15 protein-coding genes are annotated in these 14,714 nt (G+C 67.8%); 10 read left to right on the top strand and 5 right to left on the bottom strand.

Translation table 11 applies throughout. The features are described from left to right. Position 1 precedes the first annotated feature (1 nt). Genes F3S47_RS16545 through ilvD form a run of 3 tightly spaced genes read right to left on the bottom strand, consistent with a single transcriptional unit; the run spans position 2 to position 3,155 of the window. Complete coding sequence (locus F3S47_RS16545) at positions 2-763, bottom strand: DUF6478 family protein (protein ID WP_150446405.1); 762 nt, start codon at positions 761-763, stop codon at positions 2-4. 47 nt (positions 764-810) lie between these two features. Next, positions 811-1,395, bottom strand: a complete 585-nt coding sequence (locus F3S47_RS16540; protein WP_150446404.1) for a hypothetical protein — start codon at positions 1,393-1,395, stop codon at positions 811-813. Next, a complete protein-coding gene (gene ilvD, locus F3S47_RS16535) occupies positions 1,392-3,155 on the bottom strand; it encodes a dihydroxy-acid dehydratase (protein WP_150446403.1) in 1,764 nt (587 codons plus the stop codon). The genes F3S47_RS16540 and ilvD overlap by 4 nt, the downstream gene beginning before the upstream one ends. Before the next feature lie 139 nt (positions 3,156-3,294). Between ilvD and F3S47_RS16530 the strand changes: the two genes are divergently transcribed. After that, positions 3,295-4,230 carry a fatty acid desaturase family protein gene (locus F3S47_RS16530; RefSeq protein WP_150446402.1) on the top strand — a complete coding sequence of 312 codons (936 nt, stop codon included), beginning with the start codon at positions 3,295-3,297 and terminating at the stop codon, positions 4,228-4,230. 36 nt (positions 4,231-4,266) lie between these two features. Here F3S47_RS16530 and F3S47_RS16525 read toward each other — a convergent pair whose 3' ends face one another. Beyond that, positions 4,267-4,737 carry a hypothetical protein gene (locus F3S47_RS16525; RefSeq protein ID WP_150446401.1) on the bottom strand — a complete coding sequence of 157 codons (471 nt, stop codon included), beginning with the start codon at positions 4,735-4,737 and terminating at the stop codon, positions 4,267-4,269. Positions 4,738-4,864: 127 nt separating this feature from the next. On the opposite strand from F3S47_RS16525, the gene accD reads away from it, so the two are divergent. From accD to F3S47_RS16510, 3 genes are all read left to right on the top strand, one after another. Then, on the top strand, positions 4,865-5,815 hold the full coding sequence (gene accD / locus F3S47_RS16520) for an acetyl-CoA carboxylase, carboxyltransferase subunit beta (protein ID WP_150446400.1): 951 nt from the start codon (positions 4,865-4,867) through the stop codon (positions 5,813-5,815). A 100-nt stretch (positions 5,816-5,915) separates the two neighbouring features. Beyond that, a complete protein-coding gene (locus F3S47_RS16515; RefSeq protein WP_150446399.1) occupies positions 5,916-7,193 on the top strand; it encodes a bifunctional folylpolyglutamate synthase/dihydrofolate synthase in 1,278 nt (425 codons plus the stop codon). Between the two features lie 361 nt (positions 7,194-7,554). Next, positions 7,555-7,935, top strand: coding sequence for a LysM peptidoglycan-binding domain-containing protein (locus tag F3S47_RS16510; RefSeq protein WP_150446398.1), 381 nt, complete (start codon positions 7,555-7,557; stop codon positions 7,933-7,935). On the opposite strand, the gene zapE is transcribed toward F3S47_RS16510, so the two are convergent. Then, a complete protein-coding gene (gene zapE / locus F3S47_RS16505; protein WP_150446397.1) occupies positions 7,919-8,992 on the bottom strand; it encodes a cell division protein ZapE in 1,074 nt (357 codons plus the stop codon). The genes F3S47_RS16510 and zapE overlap by 17 nt on opposite strands. Before the next feature lie 39 nt (positions 8,993-9,031). Between zapE and F3S47_RS16500 the strand changes: the two genes are divergently transcribed. From F3S47_RS16500 to F3S47_RS16475, 6 genes are all read left to right on the top strand, one after another. After that, positions 9,032-9,520 carry a GNAT family N-acetyltransferase gene (locus F3S47_RS16500; protein WP_150446396.1) on the top strand — a complete coding sequence of 163 codons (489 nt, stop codon included), beginning with the start codon at positions 9,032-9,034 and terminating at the stop codon, positions 9,518-9,520. Positions 9,521-9,600: 80 nt separating this feature from the next. Next, entirely contained in the window at positions 9,601-11,118 is a 1,518-nt protein-coding gene (gene gpmI / locus F3S47_RS16495) for a 2,3-bisphosphoglycerate-independent phosphoglycerate mutase (protein ID WP_150446395.1), read from the top strand. Further along, the gene (locus F3S47_RS16490) at positions 11,115-12,245 is read left to right on the top strand and encodes a murein hydrolase activator EnvC family protein (protein WP_150446394.1); all 1,131 of its coding nucleotides are present in this window, start codon (positions 11,115-11,117) and stop codon (positions 12,243-12,245) included. The genes gpmI and F3S47_RS16490 overlap by 4 nt, the downstream gene beginning before the upstream one ends. Continuing rightward, positions 12,242-13,621: a S41 family peptidase gene (locus F3S47_RS16485; RefSeq protein ID WP_150446393.1), complete on the top strand. Its 1,380-nt coding sequence runs from the start codon at positions 12,242-12,244 to the stop codon at positions 13,619-13,621. The genes F3S47_RS16490 and F3S47_RS16485 overlap by 4 nt, the downstream gene beginning before the upstream one ends. 129 nt (positions 13,622-13,750) lie before the next feature. Then, entirely contained in the window at positions 13,751-14,227 is a 477-nt protein-coding gene (locus F3S47_RS16480; protein ID WP_150446392.1) for an RNA pyrophosphohydrolase, read from the top strand. Beyond that, positions 14,224-14,709 (top strand): hypothetical protein, encoded by a 486-nt coding sequence (locus tag F3S47_RS16475; RefSeq protein ID WP_150446391.1) that lies wholly within the window; start codon positions 14,224-14,226, stop codon positions 14,707-14,709. Before F3S47_RS16480 ends, F3S47_RS16475 begins: the two co-directional genes overlap by 4 nt. Positions 14,710-14,714: the final 5 nt, after the last annotated feature.

Raw genomic sequence — 14,714 nt, 5'->3', positions numbered from 1 at the left:
GTCAGATCTCGGCGCGGGGATAGCGGCACAGGGTCAGGTCCCGGATGGTCACCTGGTTCATCTCGGGTCCCTCGAAGATCAGGTCGACCCAGAGTTTCTCCACCCGTTTCTCGTTGAGGTTCGTATAGGCGAGATCGAACTCCACGAGGACCTCCGACTCGTTCATCGGAAGTTCGCGAACGACCTGCTCCGTATTGGGCCCGTGCCGGACGTTCAGCCGCGCGAAGACCTCGATGGGGTACTCGGTCTCCATAATCGTCTGCAGCCTGATCAGGTGGCGCTTCTTCAGGTCGCGTGCGGCCTCCGCCGGAAGCTCGACTGCGAGCGACAGGAACGAGCCGTCGAACCGGAACACGTCCATGCGAAGACCGTAGGGCGCGAGGTCCCGCTCCCGCAGGTTGCGCACCTGGCGCAGGGTCAGTTCGGAAATCGCGCAGTCGTGGAAGACAGCGACTTCGTCGCCCATGGCCTGCCCGCTTTCCACTGCGGCCAGCCCCCGCACAGGAAGCGCCCCGCGCCAGAGTGGCGGCCTCCAGGCCCAGTCGGTGCCGGGCGGACGTGCAAAGGCTTCGTTGCCGATCAAGGGAAGAGACAGGCGTTCGTCCGCCACGAACAAGAGCCGGTCGAGAGACTGGCGGAGCTGCCGCGCCTGCTGCCGGCGACGGCGGAGAACCTTCAGGGAGTCGCCAGACGCGCGCTCGGCTGCCCGGCGCCATCGGCGCAGGGTGGCGGAGTTCAGCAGGGTCTCGATCGCGTCCGCCATCGACAGTCGTATCCTTCCCGCCGCTTGCCGTCCTTGCGGCGCCGCGCTCAGTCGTTGGCCTCTCGCATCGCGTCGACGGCCTCGCCGACCAACGTTCGCTCTGCCTCGGTTCCGAGGTCCACCCCTTCGACCGGCCGGATACTGGCCGTGACCAGCCGGTCGCCGATGTCGAAGAACGCCCGCCACAGCGGCGGCGGTGTCTCAACCTCGACCCCCAGTTCTGAATACTCGACGAAGACCACGTCGTCTCCGGTTTCGACGGAGGCGACCACAACCGGCATGTCCACCGTGAGAAGCGCCCCGCCCTCCGGACCTTCGAGCAGGGCAACGAGGTCGGCCACCGCGCCCGTCACGAGGGCGCTGCCCGGTTCTCCGGATTGGAACGTGAGAACGGCGTCCCGCTCCGGGTCCGCGGCATCACCCAGCAGGCGGGAACAGGGCGCAAAGACCGCGAAGCCCGAGGTGGGCTGGCTCGCCCCCCTCGCGGCGCAATAGCCGGTGGGGCCGACGGCCCGAAGCGCCCCATCGTAGAGCGCCAATGAAGTCGGGGGCGGGCTCTGCAACTGCTGCTCGGTGGCACATCCGGCCGCGAGCACAGCCGTCGCGAGAGCCACGCCCCGCATGGCGGTCACTGGTCCATGTAGACGTGGCGTTCCTCGCGGGCCCCGGGATGGGTTACCGCACCGAGGCGCGTGGAGCCGACGAGCTGAGAGAATTTCCACAGGGCGCCCGAGGTGTACTCGGTCTGCCGCGGACCCGGCCACTCGGCCCGGCGCGACTCGAAGTCCTCTTCGGATACGTCGACCGAGATCTCGCCCTTCACGGCGTCGATGGTGATCATGTCGCCATCCTTCAGAAGCGCGATCGGACCGCCCTGCGCGGCTTCCGGGCCGACGTGGCCGACGCAGAAGCCCCGCGTCGCACCGGAGAAACGTCCGTCGGTGATGAGCGCCACCTTCTTGCCCATTCCCTGGCCGGAGAGCGCGGCCGTCGTCGCCAGCATCTCCCGCATCCCGGGACCGCCGGCGGGACCCTCGTTGCGGATCACCAGCACCTCTCCCTCTTCGTAGGACCGCGCCTTGACCGCTTCGAAGGCATCCTCTTCGCACTCAAAGACACGGGCCGGCCCGGTGAAGACCTGCTCCTCGGCCGACATGCCGGCGACCTTCACGATGGCGCCTTCGGGGGCAAGGTTGCCCTTGAGGCCCACGACGCCGCCCGTCTTGGTGATGGGCGTCTCGATCGGGTAGATCACCTTGCCGTCCGGCTCGCCGGTGATGAGATCGAGCTCTTCGCCGATGGTCCGGCCGGAGGCCGTGATGCAATCCTCGTGGATCAGACCCGCCTTGCGCAGTTCCTTCATCACCACGGGAATGCCGCCCGCGTTGTAGAGATCCTTGGCGACGTACTGACCGCCCGGCTTGAGGTCGACGAAGTACGGCGTGTCGTGGAAGATCTCGCAGACGTCGAAGAGGTCGAAGTCGATCCCCGCCTCGTGGGCGATGGCCGGCAGGTGCAGGCCCGCGTTGGTCGAGCCGCCGGTGCAGGCCACGACACGTGCCGCGTTCTCGAGGCTCTTGCGCGTGACGACATCGCGGGCGCGGATGTTCTGCTCGAGCAGGTGCATGACCGCATCGCCCGAGGCCGTGGCGTACTGGTCGCGGCTCTCGTAGGGCGCCGGAGCGCCTGAGGAATTGAACAGTGCGAGACCGATCGCCTCGGAGACGCAGGCCATGGTGTTGGCGGTGAATTGCCCGCCGCAGGCCCCGGCCGAGGGACAGGCCACACGCTCAAGCACCGCGAGCGCTTCGTCCGAGAGCGTGCCGTTCTGGTGGCGGCCGACCGCCTCGAACATGTCCTGCACGGTCAGGTCGCGGGTGGCGAAATCCTCGGGGACGTTGGCCCCGGCCGGCACCTTGCCCGGCAGGATCGAGCCACCGTAGATGAAGACGGAGGGCACGTTGAGACGGACCATCGCCATCATCATGCCCGGCAGCGACTTGTCGCAGCCCGCGAGGCCGACGAGCGCGTCGTAGCAATGGCCGCGCATGGTCAGCTCGACGGTGTCCGCGATGGCCTCGCGGGACGCGAGCGAGGAGCGCATCCCCTCGTGGCCCATCGCGATGCCGTCGGTCACGGTGATTGTCGTGAACTCGCGCGGCGTGCCATTGGCGTGCTTGACCCCGAGCTTCACCGCCTGCGCCTGCCGCGAGAGCGCGATGTTGCAGGGGGCGGCCTCGTTCCAGCAGGTCGCCACGCCGACGAATGGCTGCGAGATCTCCTCCGCCGTCAGACCCATGGCATAGTAGTAGGAGCGGTGCGGCGCGCGCGCCGGACCCTCGGTCACATGCCGGCTCGGCAGTTTCGCCTTGTCCATCTTGCCCTTGAGCATCGCGCGCCTCCCTCGTCCTTGTCCGATCCGGGTCTATCCCTGCCCCGCGGGCCGGGCAAGAGCCGTGCGTGACGCGACGCTCTGCTTTGGGGGCGCCTTACGTTCTGGTAAACTAGGCGCATTCCGATGGGAGGTCGCCATGGCATCGGACCAGAACATCTTCACACGCGAGGAAATCCGCCAGCTTTCGGGGCGTTCGGACACTTGGGGCTGGCTGTTGCTGGCGCATTGCTGGGGGGTCATCGCCCTTTCGCTCGCGCTCTTCTCTCTCTGGCCAAACCCGCTGACATTCATCCTCGCCGTACTCCTGATCGGGTCGCGACAGCTCGGGCTCGCGATCCTGATGCACGAAGCGGCCCACAACGCGCTCTTCGCCGACCGAAACCTGAACGAGACACTCGGCGAATGGCTCTGCGGCCGCCCCATTCTCGCGGACCTCCCGGCCTACCGGAGCTATCACCTGAAGCATCACCGGTTCACGCAGACCGACGAGGACCCCGACCTCGCCCTCACCTCGACCTACCCGACCACGCGGGCGTCGATGGCGCGCAAGCTGCTCCGCGATCTTTCGGGCCGCACCGGACTCAAGCTGATGGCCCTCCGGCTGGCCTTCCATTTCCGGATGGCGGGCGACGTCGAGGACACGCCGCCGGACCTCACGGTGGCCTATTTCGTGAACCAGCTGAACCGGGGCTTCCTGGCCAACGGCGTGATCTTCCTCGTGATGTGGGTGGTCGGCGCCTGGTGGTGGTACTTTGCCTTCTGGCTCCTGCCGCTGCTGACGTGGTTCCAGCTCGTCCTGCGCATCCGCAACATCGCCGAACACGGCGCCGTCGAACGGTCGGAAGACCCTTTCAGAAATGTGCGGACCACCCACGCCAACTGGATCGAGAAGACGCTCTTCGCCCCGTACTGGGTGAACTACCACCTCGAGCATCATCTCGTCATGCATGTCCCCTGCCGCAATCTTCCCAGGCTTCATGCCTTGCTGCGGGACAAGGGTCTCGCCGGGCGCATGACGACGGCCCGGGGCTATGTGGACGTGCTGCGCCAGGCGGCCGCCAAGACCGCCTGACCGTCCCGATTGCTCAGTGGTGCCGAGCGAGCCCGATCACTCCGGCGCGTCCGCGAAGGCCTCGTCGCCCAGCGGCGCCGTCTGGATCTCGCCGGGCGGCTGGGTGATCTCGTCGTTGAGTGGCACCGGTTCGGTCTGCTCGAGCGGGACCGGCCGCGAGATTTCGGAGCGGGCGTCGGGCTCGGGCGACGCGGGCCCCTGCAAGGGAGCCACGCCGACGGGCGCGACATCGGAAGTGTTGCCCGCGGCGTCCGAGAGACAGGTCCAGGGCTGGGCGTCCGGTCCATAAACCAGCCGCACGCGCACGAGCTCGCCCTCGCGCTCGCTGTTTTGGACGCGAACGTCGACGCTGCGGGTCTCTGACCGTACAGCCGCGACGCAGGCAGCCTCTTCGGCCGGGAAGCCGGGGTTCGCCGTCCGGGCGTCGACCCGGCTCAGATCGGCCATGGCAAGCTCTTCGCAGCCGGCAAGCAGACCGAGCGACATCAACGGGATCAGGCGTTTCATATAGGGGGACCTCCTCACATCCGATGCGGTCATAAAGCCCCAACGCCGCCGGGTGGGCAATCGCTCCGTCGATTGCATTCGCGACCCGCCCGTCCTATCTCGGGCCGACGCCGTCAACGGGGCCCGCATGAACTGGATCACCAACTACGTCCGCCCGCGCATCAACTCGATCTTCTCGCGCAGAGAGGTCCCCGAGAATCTCTGGCGCAAGTGCGACGAGTGCGGAACGATGCTCTTTCACCGCGAGCTCGCGGAGAACCTGAACGTCTGCACGAACTGCGGCCACCACATGGCGCTGACGCCCCGCGCGCGGTTCCAGGCCCTGTTCGACAACGGCTCCTTCGCGGAGGTCGATGTTCCGGTCCCCACGACCGACCCGCTGCAGTTCCGCGACCAGAAGCGCTACCCCGACCGCCTGAAAGCCGCCCAGCGCAGCACGGGCGAGGACGAGGCGATGCTGGTGGCCACCGGCGAGATCGGCCGCACGCCGATCGTGGCGGCCGCGCAGGACTTTTCCTTCATGGCGGGCTCCATGGGGATGTACGTCGGCAACGCGATCCTCGCCGCAGCGGAGAAGGCGGTCGAGCTCAAGCGGCCGCTCATCCTCTTTTCGGCCGCGGGCGGTGCGCGGATGCAGGAGGGTATCCTCAGCCTGATGCAGATGCCGCGGACCACGGTGGCGGTCCAGATGCTGAAAGAGGCCGGTCTGCCCTACATCGTCGTGCTGACGCATCCGACGACGGGCGGCGTCACGGCCAGCTACGCCATGCTGGGGGACGTGCAGATCGCCGAGCCGGGCGCCCTGATCTGTTTCGCGGGGCCCCGCGTGATCGAGCAGACGATCCGGGAAAAGCTGCCCGAGGGTTTCCAGCGCGCGGAGTATCTGCTCGACCACGGCATGCTCGACCGGGTGACGCCTCGCGGCGAACTGCGGGACGAACTCATCACGATCACCCGGATGCTCCTCGGGCTCGACCCGGCAGTGCGCGGCGACCTGCCCGCCCCGGCTCCCGTGACCGAGCTGGAAGCCCCCGTGCCGGCCGAGCCCCCGCAGCCAGCCAAAGAGAGCAAGGAGTGATCCCTGCTCTCGCCGGGTCTCGGCCCGGCACCGGCACGGCCCACTTTCCGCGCCTGACCGCCTGCGACGCGGGGCACCTCAGCCTCTGCCGGAGACCCGCATGACCGCAACCTCCGACGTCATCCTCGAACGGATGATGACCCTGCATCCCAAGGTCATCGACCTGACGCTCGACCGGGTGTGGCGCCTGCTCGAGGCTCTCGACAATCCGCAGGACCGGCTGCCCCCGGTGATCCACATCGCCGGCACGAACGGGAAAGGTTCCACCCAGGCCATGATCCGCGCCGGGCTGGAGGCCGCGGGACACACGGTGCACGCCTACACCTCCCCGCATCTCGCCCGCTTCCACGAGCGCATCCGTCTCGCGGGACAGCTCATCAGCGAGGATCACCTGACCGAGGTCCTCGACCGCTGTGAAGCGGCGAACGGCGGCGAACCGATCACCTACTTCGAGATCACGACCTGCGCGGCGCTCCTCGCCATGGCGGAGACGCCCGCGGATTTCACCCTGCTGGAAGTGGGGCTCGGGGGCCGCCTCGACGCCACCAACGTCATCGCCGCACCCCGCCTGACGATCATCACGCCGGTGGATCTCGACCATCAGGCCTTCCTGGGGGAGACGCTTCCCGAGATCGCCGGGGAGAAGGCGGGCATCCTGAAGCGGCGTGTTCCGTGCGTCGTCGGTCCCCAGGCGGAACCGGCCCTGGAGGTGATCGAGAGAGGGGCCGAACGTCTTTCCGTTCCCCTGAGCATCTACCGCCAGCACTGGCACGTCATGGAAGAGCGCGGGCGGCTGACATTCCAGGACGAGCGCGGGCTGCTGGATTTGCCGCGGCCCAATCTTCCGGGCCCGCACCAGATCGAGAACGCGGGCGTCGCCCTCGCCGCGCTGCGCGATCTCGGAATGGGTGAAGCGGCCTGCGAGGCCGCCGTGACCCGCGCGGAATGGCCGGCCCGGATGCAAAGGCTGGTGAACGGCCCCCTGCCCGAGGCAGTGCCGGGATGCGAGCTCTGGCTCGACGGGGGACATAATCCGGCTGCCGGACGCGCGCTCGCGGCGACGCTAGATCGCCTTCCGGCAAGACCGACGCACCTCGTCTGCGGGATGCTCAATACCAAGGACATCGGCGGATACCTCCGCCCGCTCGCCACCATGAGCGAGAGCCTCACCGCGATCGCCATTCCGGGCGAAACGGCGACACTGCCTTCGGAAGAGACCGCACGAGCCGCGAAAACGGCCGGGTTCGCGAGCGTTTCCGAAGCGCCCGACCTGACAACTGCCCTGCGAGAGATTTCCTCGTCGCACCCCGGCGCGCGCATCCTGATCTGCGGATCACTTTACCTGGCCGGGCACGTGCTCCGGGAGAACGCAAGATAATCGCGGGCAGATGCGATCAGATATTGACGCCGAATCGTTCACGCATCTAAATCTTGTTTAAAGGGTATCAGCGACGCATTTCCGGAGAGCCGAATTGACGCCGTGCTGCCGGACCCCTGTCTGGCAAGGCTTCGCAGGGTCCTGCACTCTCGACCGAAGCGCGGCAATTCCGCTTTCCGATTAAAGAATTCCCGGTTGACCGGGTTCCGTCTTGGCAGGGCGGGAGGGCGGGCTTCGGCCCGTCCTCTTGTTTTCGGGGTACTCGGAAGAAATTGACCGATCGCGACTTTCTCGCTACATTCAACCTAGAGCAGCAAGACCCCGAAAAAACGCGGGGCATTATCCGAGGGGATACCTCGACATGACGCAGGCAACCGATCCGGCTCCGGCCGCAAGACCCTCACTCTCGATCCTTGGACTGATGACCGCCGCGCTGGCCGGCGTGATCGTTCTCGGGGCTCTCAGGCCCGAACCCGGCGCGCACTTTGCGAACGAGCCGGAGCGGACGGCTCTCGTCTCGGCGGCCGGTCTCCTTCCGCGCAGCATGCCCCCGACCATGGAGGGCCTGCCCACCGCAGGTCCGCTGGCCTACGTGGCCGAGTCGGGCGACACCACCCGCAGCATCGCGGCCCGGTTCTTCGGCGACCCATCCCTCTCGACCCTGATCGAGGAGGCGAACCGCCGCGCGCTCCAGGACCGTCCGCCGCAGGCGGGCGATACGCTCATCATTCCGTCTCTCTGAGGCCCCAGGTCTCCGACTGCATTTCGATGAGCCGGCTCGCCGTGCGCTCGAACTCGAAGGACCCTTCCCCTTCGACGTAAAGCAGTTCGGGCGAGGCGGCGGCGGAGCAGAAGAGCCTGACCTTGGCTTCGTAGAGGGCGTCGATCAGCGTCACGAAGCGCCGCGCCTCGTTGAAGTTGGCCCGCGACAGGCGAGGAATGTCCTCGATCAGCACGACCCGCGCGGCCTCGGCCAGCGCGAGGTAGTCCGCAGCGCCGAGCGGCCGTCCGCAGAGGTCGTAGAAGCGCGCCCAGGCGACTCCATTGTGGAACGCCGGGATCTCCACCTCGCGCCCCTTGACCTTCAGCGAGAGCCTCTCGCCCTCGGCGCCGTCCGTCAGCCGCTCCCAGACATCACGCAACGCCTCGCGCGCCTCGGCATCGTTGGGGCTGAAGTAGGTCTGGGTGCCTTTCAGCTTGCCCTGCCGGTGGTCCCGGTCACTATCGAGCTGCATAACCGTGCAGCGCTCCTGCATGAGCTCGATGAAGGGCACGAAGAGGTTCCGGTTCAGCCCGTCCTTGTAGAGATCCTCCGGTGGCCGGTTCGATGTCGTCACCACCGTCACGCCGCCCTCGAAGAGCCGCTCGAAGAGGCGACCGACAATCATCGCGTCGGCGATGTCCGATATCTGCATCTCGTCGAAGGCCAGGAGACGAAGGCGGCCGGCGATTTCCTCGGCGACCGGCTTGATCGCATCGTCGACCCCTCGCTTGCGGGCCTCGTTCATGCCGGCGTGGATATCCTGCATGAAGGAATGGAAGTGCCGCCGTTCGCAGGGAACCTCGACCTCCTCGACGAGCAGGTCCATCAGCATGGACTTGCCGCGGCCGACACCCCCCCAAAGGTAGAGCCCCTTGATCGGCTCCGGCTCGGCCCGGCGAAAGAAGCCGCGCTTCTTGACCGGCTCCGAAAGCTCCCTCCGGATCCGTTCCAATTCAGGGAGGACGGCCTCCTGCTCCGGATCGGGCGAAAGGCCGCCCGCCTCGACACGACGCTGATAAGCCTGCTCGACACTCATGGCGCCGAGGCTTACCCCTCTGCCGCGCCGAGGAAAAGAATGACCGAGCACGAGATCAGAGAGGCCCGCCTCGAAGACGCGTCCGCGCTCGCCCGCCTGCATGTCGAGTGCTGGGACGAGACCTACCGCGGCCTCCTTCCGGACAGCGAGATCGATGCGCGGGACTATGAGGTTCGCCTGCCGCAATGGCGGCGGATGCTGCAAGAGGCCTCGACGCGGGTCGCGTTCGCGCCCGATGTCGGCTTCGCCCAGTCCGGGCCGCAGCGGGACAAGAGGTTGTCCGCCTGGCCCGACGAGCTTCTCGCGCTCTACACCCTGCATTCGGCTCACGGCACAGGCCTGGGGCGGGCGCTTTTCGAGAGGGTCAGGCCCGAGCGCCCTTTCACCGCCGTGGTTCTCGCGGGCAACGACCGGGCCTGCGCCTTCTACGAGAAGATGGGCGGCCAACTCATCGAGCGGCGGCCCGAGCACATCGGCCACGCCTCGATCACCGACCTGATCTATGGCTTCGAGGGCGCTGCGAAGTAATTCGGTCCGCGGATCATCCCTCCTGTTCAATCCGGACCGGAAGGGCGCTAGGGAGGACCGCACACAACGGAGGGCAGCCAATGGCACCGAAACCCGTGGTTCTCTGCATTCTGGACGGATGGGGACTTCGTGAGGAGACGGAGGCCAATGCCCCCGCCCTCGCAAAGACGCCGGCCTTCGACCGGATCATGGCCGAATGCCCGCACGCGCAGCTGACGACGCATGGACCCGAGGTCGGTCTTCCCTCGGGCCAGATGGGCAATTCCGAGGTCGGGCACACGAACATCGGCGCGGGCCGCATCGTGGCCATGGACCTCGGACAGATCGACCTCGCGCTCGAGGACGGCAGCTACGGCACCCAGACCGCCTTCCGGGACTTCGTGACGAAGCTGCAGGAGACCGGCGGGACGGCCCACCTGATGGGCGTCATTTCCGACGGCGGGGTCCACGGTCACATCGCCCACCTGATCGAGACCGCGAAGATCCTGACGGCCAAGAGCCTCCCGGTCGTCGTGCATGCCATCACCGACGGACGCGACGTGGCGCCGACCTCGGCCCGCGACTTTGCCGAGCGGCTGCTGCGGGATCTGCCCGAGGACGTGCGCATCGGAACCGTCATCGGTCGGTACTACGCCATGGACCGCGACAACCGGTGGGAACGCGTCGAGACCGCCTACCGGGCGATGGCGGAAGCCTCCGGGCCGACCGCTCCGGACGCGGTGGCGGCGATCGAGGCGGCCTACGGCGAGGACATCACCGACGAGTTCATCCCGGCCACCGTGATCGAAGGCTACGAGGGCATGGCCGAGTGCGACGGCCTGTTCTGCCTGAACTTCCGCGCCGACCGAGCCAGGGAGATCCTGCGCGCCATGGCCGATCCGGAGTTCGACGGCTTCGACCGGGGCGCCCCTCCACCGCTCGCGGCCCGGCTCGGCATGGTCGACTACTCGACCGACCACAACGCCTGGTACGACAGCGTCTTTCCCAAGAAGCCGGTCGAGAACACCATCGGCGCCTGGGTCGCCTCGAAAGGCCTCCGGCAGTTCCGGCTGGCGGAAACCGAGAAATATCCGCACGTCACCTTCTTCCTGAACGGGGGCAAGGAGACGCCGGAAGAGGGTGAGGACCGGCACATGCCCAAGTCGCCCTCCGTCGCCACCTACGACCTTCAGCCGGAGATGAGCGCGCCCGAGGTGACCGACTCCCTCGTCCGGGCGATCCACGGCGGCTACGACCTCATCGTCGTCAACTTCGCCAACCCGGACATGGTGGGTCACACCGGCGACCTCGATGCCGCCATCGCCGCCTGCGAAGCGGTGGATTCCGGGTTGGAGGAGGCGCTCGCGGCGCTCAAGGAAGTGGGTGGCGCGATGATCGTCACCGCGGACCACGGCAATTGCGAGATGATGGTCGATCCCGAGACGGGCGGCCCTCACACCTCCCATACCCTGAATCCGGTGCCCGTCATCGTGGTCGGTGGCCCCGAGGGCGCGACGCTGCACGACGGCATCCTCGCCGACCTGGCCCCGACCCTTCTCGACCTCATGGGCCTCGACCTGCCCCCCGAGATGACGGGCCGTAGCCTGATCGACAGATGATCCGCACGCTCGCCTTCCTCGTTCTGCTGGCTGGTCCCGCGATGGCGCAGGACCCGGCCGAAGCCGCGCAGACGGCGGCGGCACGGCTCGACAGCGCCGCGACCATGCTGGCCGAGGCGCGCTCCGGCGAGGCCCGCGTCGACGCCCTCACCGAAACCGTGCGGGCCTACGAGGACGGGCTCTCGGCCCTCCGGCAGGGGCTCCGCCAGGCGGCGATCCGGCAACGGCAGATCGAGCTCGACTTCGACGCCCGGAGCGGCGAGGTCTCGCGCCTTCTGGGCGTGCTCTCCACACTCTCCGCAGCACCCACGCCACTGCTCATGCTGCACCCGTCAGGGGCGACCGGCACCGCGCGCTCGGGGATGATCCTCTCGGATGTCACCCCGGCCCTGCAGGCGGAGGCCGAGGAGCTTCGCGCGCGGCTCGAGGAACTGGCCCTGCTCCAGAGCCTCCAGGAGAATGCCGCGGAGACCCTGGAAGAAGGACTCGCCGGGGCGCAGGAGGCCCGGGCCGCGCTCTCGGAGGCCATCGGCGAACGCACCGACCTGCCCCGCCGATTCGTCGAGGACCGCGTGTCCATGGCGGCCCTGGTCGCCTCGTCGGACACCCTCCAAGGCTTCGCGAGCGGCCTGGCGATGACCGTCGCCGCCGATGGCGAGGCGCCCCCGCCCGATGCTTCGGCCTTCAGGGGAGAGCTGCCCCTGCCCGTCGACGGCACGATCCTCCGCCGCTACGGCGAGACCGATGCCGCGGGCATCGAACGGCCCGGATGGGTGCTCGCGACACGGCCGCGCGCCCTCGTCACCGCACCCGCAGCCGCCACGATTCGCTACACCGGCCCGCTTCTCGACTACGGCAACGTCGTCATCGTCGAGCCGGCGCCGGACACGCTCTTCGTCTTCGCGGGGCTTTCGGAGACCTATGGCCGGGCGGGAGAGGTCGTGCCGCAGGGCGCTCCCTTGGGGCTGATGGGAGGCGAAACGGGCGAGGTTCAAGCGATTTTGAGCGAAAGCGCGGAGGGCGTGGATGCGCCGCGGTCCGAGACCCTTTATGTGGAAGTCCGTGAAGGGCAGGATACCGCAGACCCAGCAAGCTGGTTCTCTGCGGAGATGAGGAGCACCCAATGAAGAAATTCGCGATGGTGGCCGCGGCCGGCATTCTCGGTGGCGCCGTCGTCACCACCCAGGTCGCCGGCCCGCTGCTCGCCCAGGAGCAGGAAACCAACGTCTACGAGCAACTCGACCTGTTCGGCGACATCTTCGAGCGCATCCGCGCGCAATACGTCGAAGAGGTCGACGAGGGTGAGCTCATCGAGGCCGCGATCGACGGGATGCTCACATCGCTTGATCCTCACTCCAGCTACCTCTCCCCCGACGACGCCGCCGACATGCGGGTCCAGACCCGCGGCGAATTCGGCGGGCTCGGCATCGAGGTGACCCAGGAAGAAGGCTACGTGAAGGTCGTGGCGCCCATGGACGGCACCCCGGCCGACGCCGCGGGCGTGCTTGCCGGTGACTTCATCACGGCGGTGGACGGCGAGAGCCTTCTCGGTCTGACGCTGGACGAGGCGGTCGAGATGATGCGCGGGCCGGTGGGCTCCGAGCTGACAATAACCATCGTCCGCGAGGAAGAGCCCGAACCGCTCCAGGTCAATCTGGTGCGCGACACCATCAAGCTGACGGCAGTCCGCGCCCGGACGGAGAGCGACAGCGTCGTGCTCCGCGTCTCCACCTTCAACGACCAGACCTATTCCAACCTGGCCGAGGGCCTCGAGGAGCAGGTCGAGGCAGCGGGAGGCATGGACAACATCAACGGCATCGTGCTCGACCTGCGCAACAACCCCGGTGGCCTGCTCGACCAGGCGATCCGCGTGTCCGACGCCTTCCTCGACGAAGGCGAGATCGTGTCCACGCGCGGCCGCCAGACCACCGACAGCGACCGGTACCAGGCCCGTGACGGCGACCTGGCCGAGGGCAAGCCGATCGTCGTGCTGATCAATGGCGGTTCGGCCTCCGCCTCGGAGATCGTCGCAGGCGCGCTGCAGGACCACCGCCGGGCCATCGTCGTGGGCACCCAAAGCTTCGGCAAGGGCTCCGTCCAGACGGTCATGCCCCTGCGCGGCGACTCCGCGATGCGGCTGACAACGGCGCGCTACTACACGCCCTCCGGACGCTCGATCCAGGCGCTCGGCATTTCGCCCGACATCATCGTCGAGCAGCCGCGTCCGGCGACCGCCGCGGTCGAAGAGTCCGAGGACGAGACCGAGATGCCCTCGAACCTGCCGCGGTTCCAGTCCGAGGCCGACCTGCGCGGCGCGCTGGACAACGACAGCCTGAGCGACGAGGAGATCGAGCAGCTCGAGGAAGAGCGCGCCCGCGCCGAGGCCGCCGCCCAGCTGCGCGAAGAGGATTACCAGCTGGCCTATGCCATCGACATCCTCAAGGGCCTCTCCGCCCTCGGCCCGCAGGCCGCCGCGGCCGTGGCCGCAGCCTCGGTCGAATAGGCTCAAGTCCATCTGATCCGAAAGGGGCGTCCGGAAACCGGGCGCCCTTTTTTTATGGCATCCCTTTCACTTGACCCCCGGGCGCTCTGCGACGACCCTCCGCCGGACACCCCAGACCGGAGACCGCCCATGCCTGCCGAGGACCCGAGGCCCTACCGTCCCTGCGTCGGTGTCCTGCTCGCCAACCGGCAGGGGCAGGTCTTCGTCGGACAGCGCGCGGACCTGACAGAACCCGCCTGGCAGATGCCTCAGGGGGGCATCGATGGGGACGAAACCCCGAGAGAAGCCGCGCTGCGCGAGCTCGAGGAGGAGACCAGCGTCACCCGGGATCTGGTCGAGATCGAAGCTGAGAGCCGGGACTGGATGTCCTACGACTTTCCGTCCGAAATCGCGGCCCGGCGATGGGGTGGGCGGTTCCGGGGGCAGACGCAGAAGTGGGTCCTGGCCCGCTTCGACGGCTCGGACGATCAGATCGTCATCGCCACGGCGCACCCGGAATTTTCCGAATGGCAATGGCTTCCGCCCAAGGATGTGCTCGCGAAGATCGTCTCATTCAAGCGGGAGGTCTACGCCCGCGTCCTAGACGAATTCGGAGAACTGATATGATCCGCACCCTCCTCGCGACCGCCGCCCTGGTCTCGGCCACCGAGGCGGCGGCACTGAGCTGCCTTGTCCCCGATCCGGCCCGACGATTTGCCGAGGCTCAGGCGTCCGAGACCGAGTACGCCGTCCTCAACGGCACGTTCACCTTCGATCAAAGCCGCATGCCGGAGGCCATGCTCGGGGAGGCGCCGCCCGCCGCGCCGGAGCCCGTGCAGGCCCGCTTCAGCGGGAACGTCCTGACGCCCGAGGGTTTCACGCAAGGCTACGAGGGCACGGTTTCGCTCATTCCGTCCTGCGCGGGTCCCTGGTGCGGAACGCTCGAAAGTCCCGCCCAGGCGCTGTCCTTCGTGGAAGTGACCGATGAGGGCCTGACCCTTCGGATCGATGCCTGCCGGACGGATGTCTTCACCGATCCGTCGCGGGAGACCCTCGTCCGGATCGTCAGCTGCATGCAGGGAGCGGGCTGCGAGCCGCTGTCGGAGTAGCGGCC

This window comes from Histidinibacterium aquaticum (assembly GCF_008710275.1).
GTDB lineage: Bacteria > Pseudomonadota > Alphaproteobacteria > Rhodobacterales > Rhodobacteraceae > Oceanicola > Oceanicola aquaticus.
This window is presented reverse-complemented; position numbering and strand designations above follow the sequence as displayed.

What these genes read in the sequence shown, in the direction of transcription:
- F3S47_RS16545 (WP_150446405.1), bottom strand. Translation starts at nt 763, where the DNA reads ATGGCGGACGCGATCGAGACCCTGCTGAACTCCGCCACCCTGCGCCGA.
- ilvD (WP_150446403.1), bottom strand. Translation starts at nt 3,155, where the DNA reads ATGCTCAAGGGCAAGATGGACAAGGCGAAACTGCCGAGCCGGCATGTG.
- F3S47_RS16530 (WP_150446402.1), top strand. Translation starts at nt 3,295, where the DNA reads ATGGCATCGGACCAGAACATCTTCACACGCGAGGAAATCCGCCAGCTT.
- F3S47_RS16525 (WP_150446401.1), bottom strand. Translation starts at nt 4,737, where the DNA reads ATGAAACGCCTGATCCCGTTGATGTCGCTCGGTCTGCTTGCCGGCTGC.
- accD (WP_150446400.1), top strand. Translation starts at nt 4,865, where the DNA reads ATGAACTGGATCACCAACTACGTCCGCCCGCGCATCAACTCGATCTTC.
- F3S47_RS16515 (WP_150446399.1), top strand. Translation starts at nt 5,916, where the DNA reads ATGACCGCAACCTCCGACGTCATCCTCGAACGGATGATGACCCTGCAT.
- F3S47_RS16510 (WP_150446398.1), top strand. Translation starts at nt 7,555, where the DNA reads ATGACGCAGGCAACCGATCCGGCTCCGGCCGCAAGACCCTCACTCTCG.
- zapE (WP_150446397.1), bottom strand. Translation starts at nt 8,992, where the DNA reads ATGAGTGTCGAGCAGGCTTATCAGCGTCGTGTCGAGGCGGGCGGCCTT.
- F3S47_RS16500 (WP_150446396.1), top strand. Translation starts at nt 9,032, where the DNA reads ATGACCGAGCACGAGATCAGAGAGGCCCGCCTCGAAGACGCGTCCGCG.
- gpmI (WP_150446395.1), top strand. Translation starts at nt 9,601, where the DNA reads ATGGCACCGAAACCCGTGGTTCTCTGCATTCTGGACGGATGGGGACTT.
- F3S47_RS16490 (WP_150446394.1), top strand. Translation starts at nt 11,115, where the DNA reads ATGATCCGCACGCTCGCCTTCCTCGTTCTGCTGGCTGGTCCCGCGATG.
- F3S47_RS16485 (WP_150446393.1), top strand. Translation starts at nt 12,242, where the DNA reads ATGAAGAAATTCGCGATGGTGGCCGCGGCCGGCATTCTCGGTGGCGCC.
- F3S47_RS16480 (WP_150446392.1), top strand. Translation starts at nt 13,751, where the DNA reads ATGCCTGCCGAGGACCCGAGGCCCTACCGTCCCTGCGTCGGTGTCCTG.
- F3S47_RS16475 (WP_150446391.1), top strand. Translation starts at nt 14,224, where the DNA reads ATGATCCGCACCCTCCTCGCGACCGCCGCCCTGGTCTCGGCCACCGAG.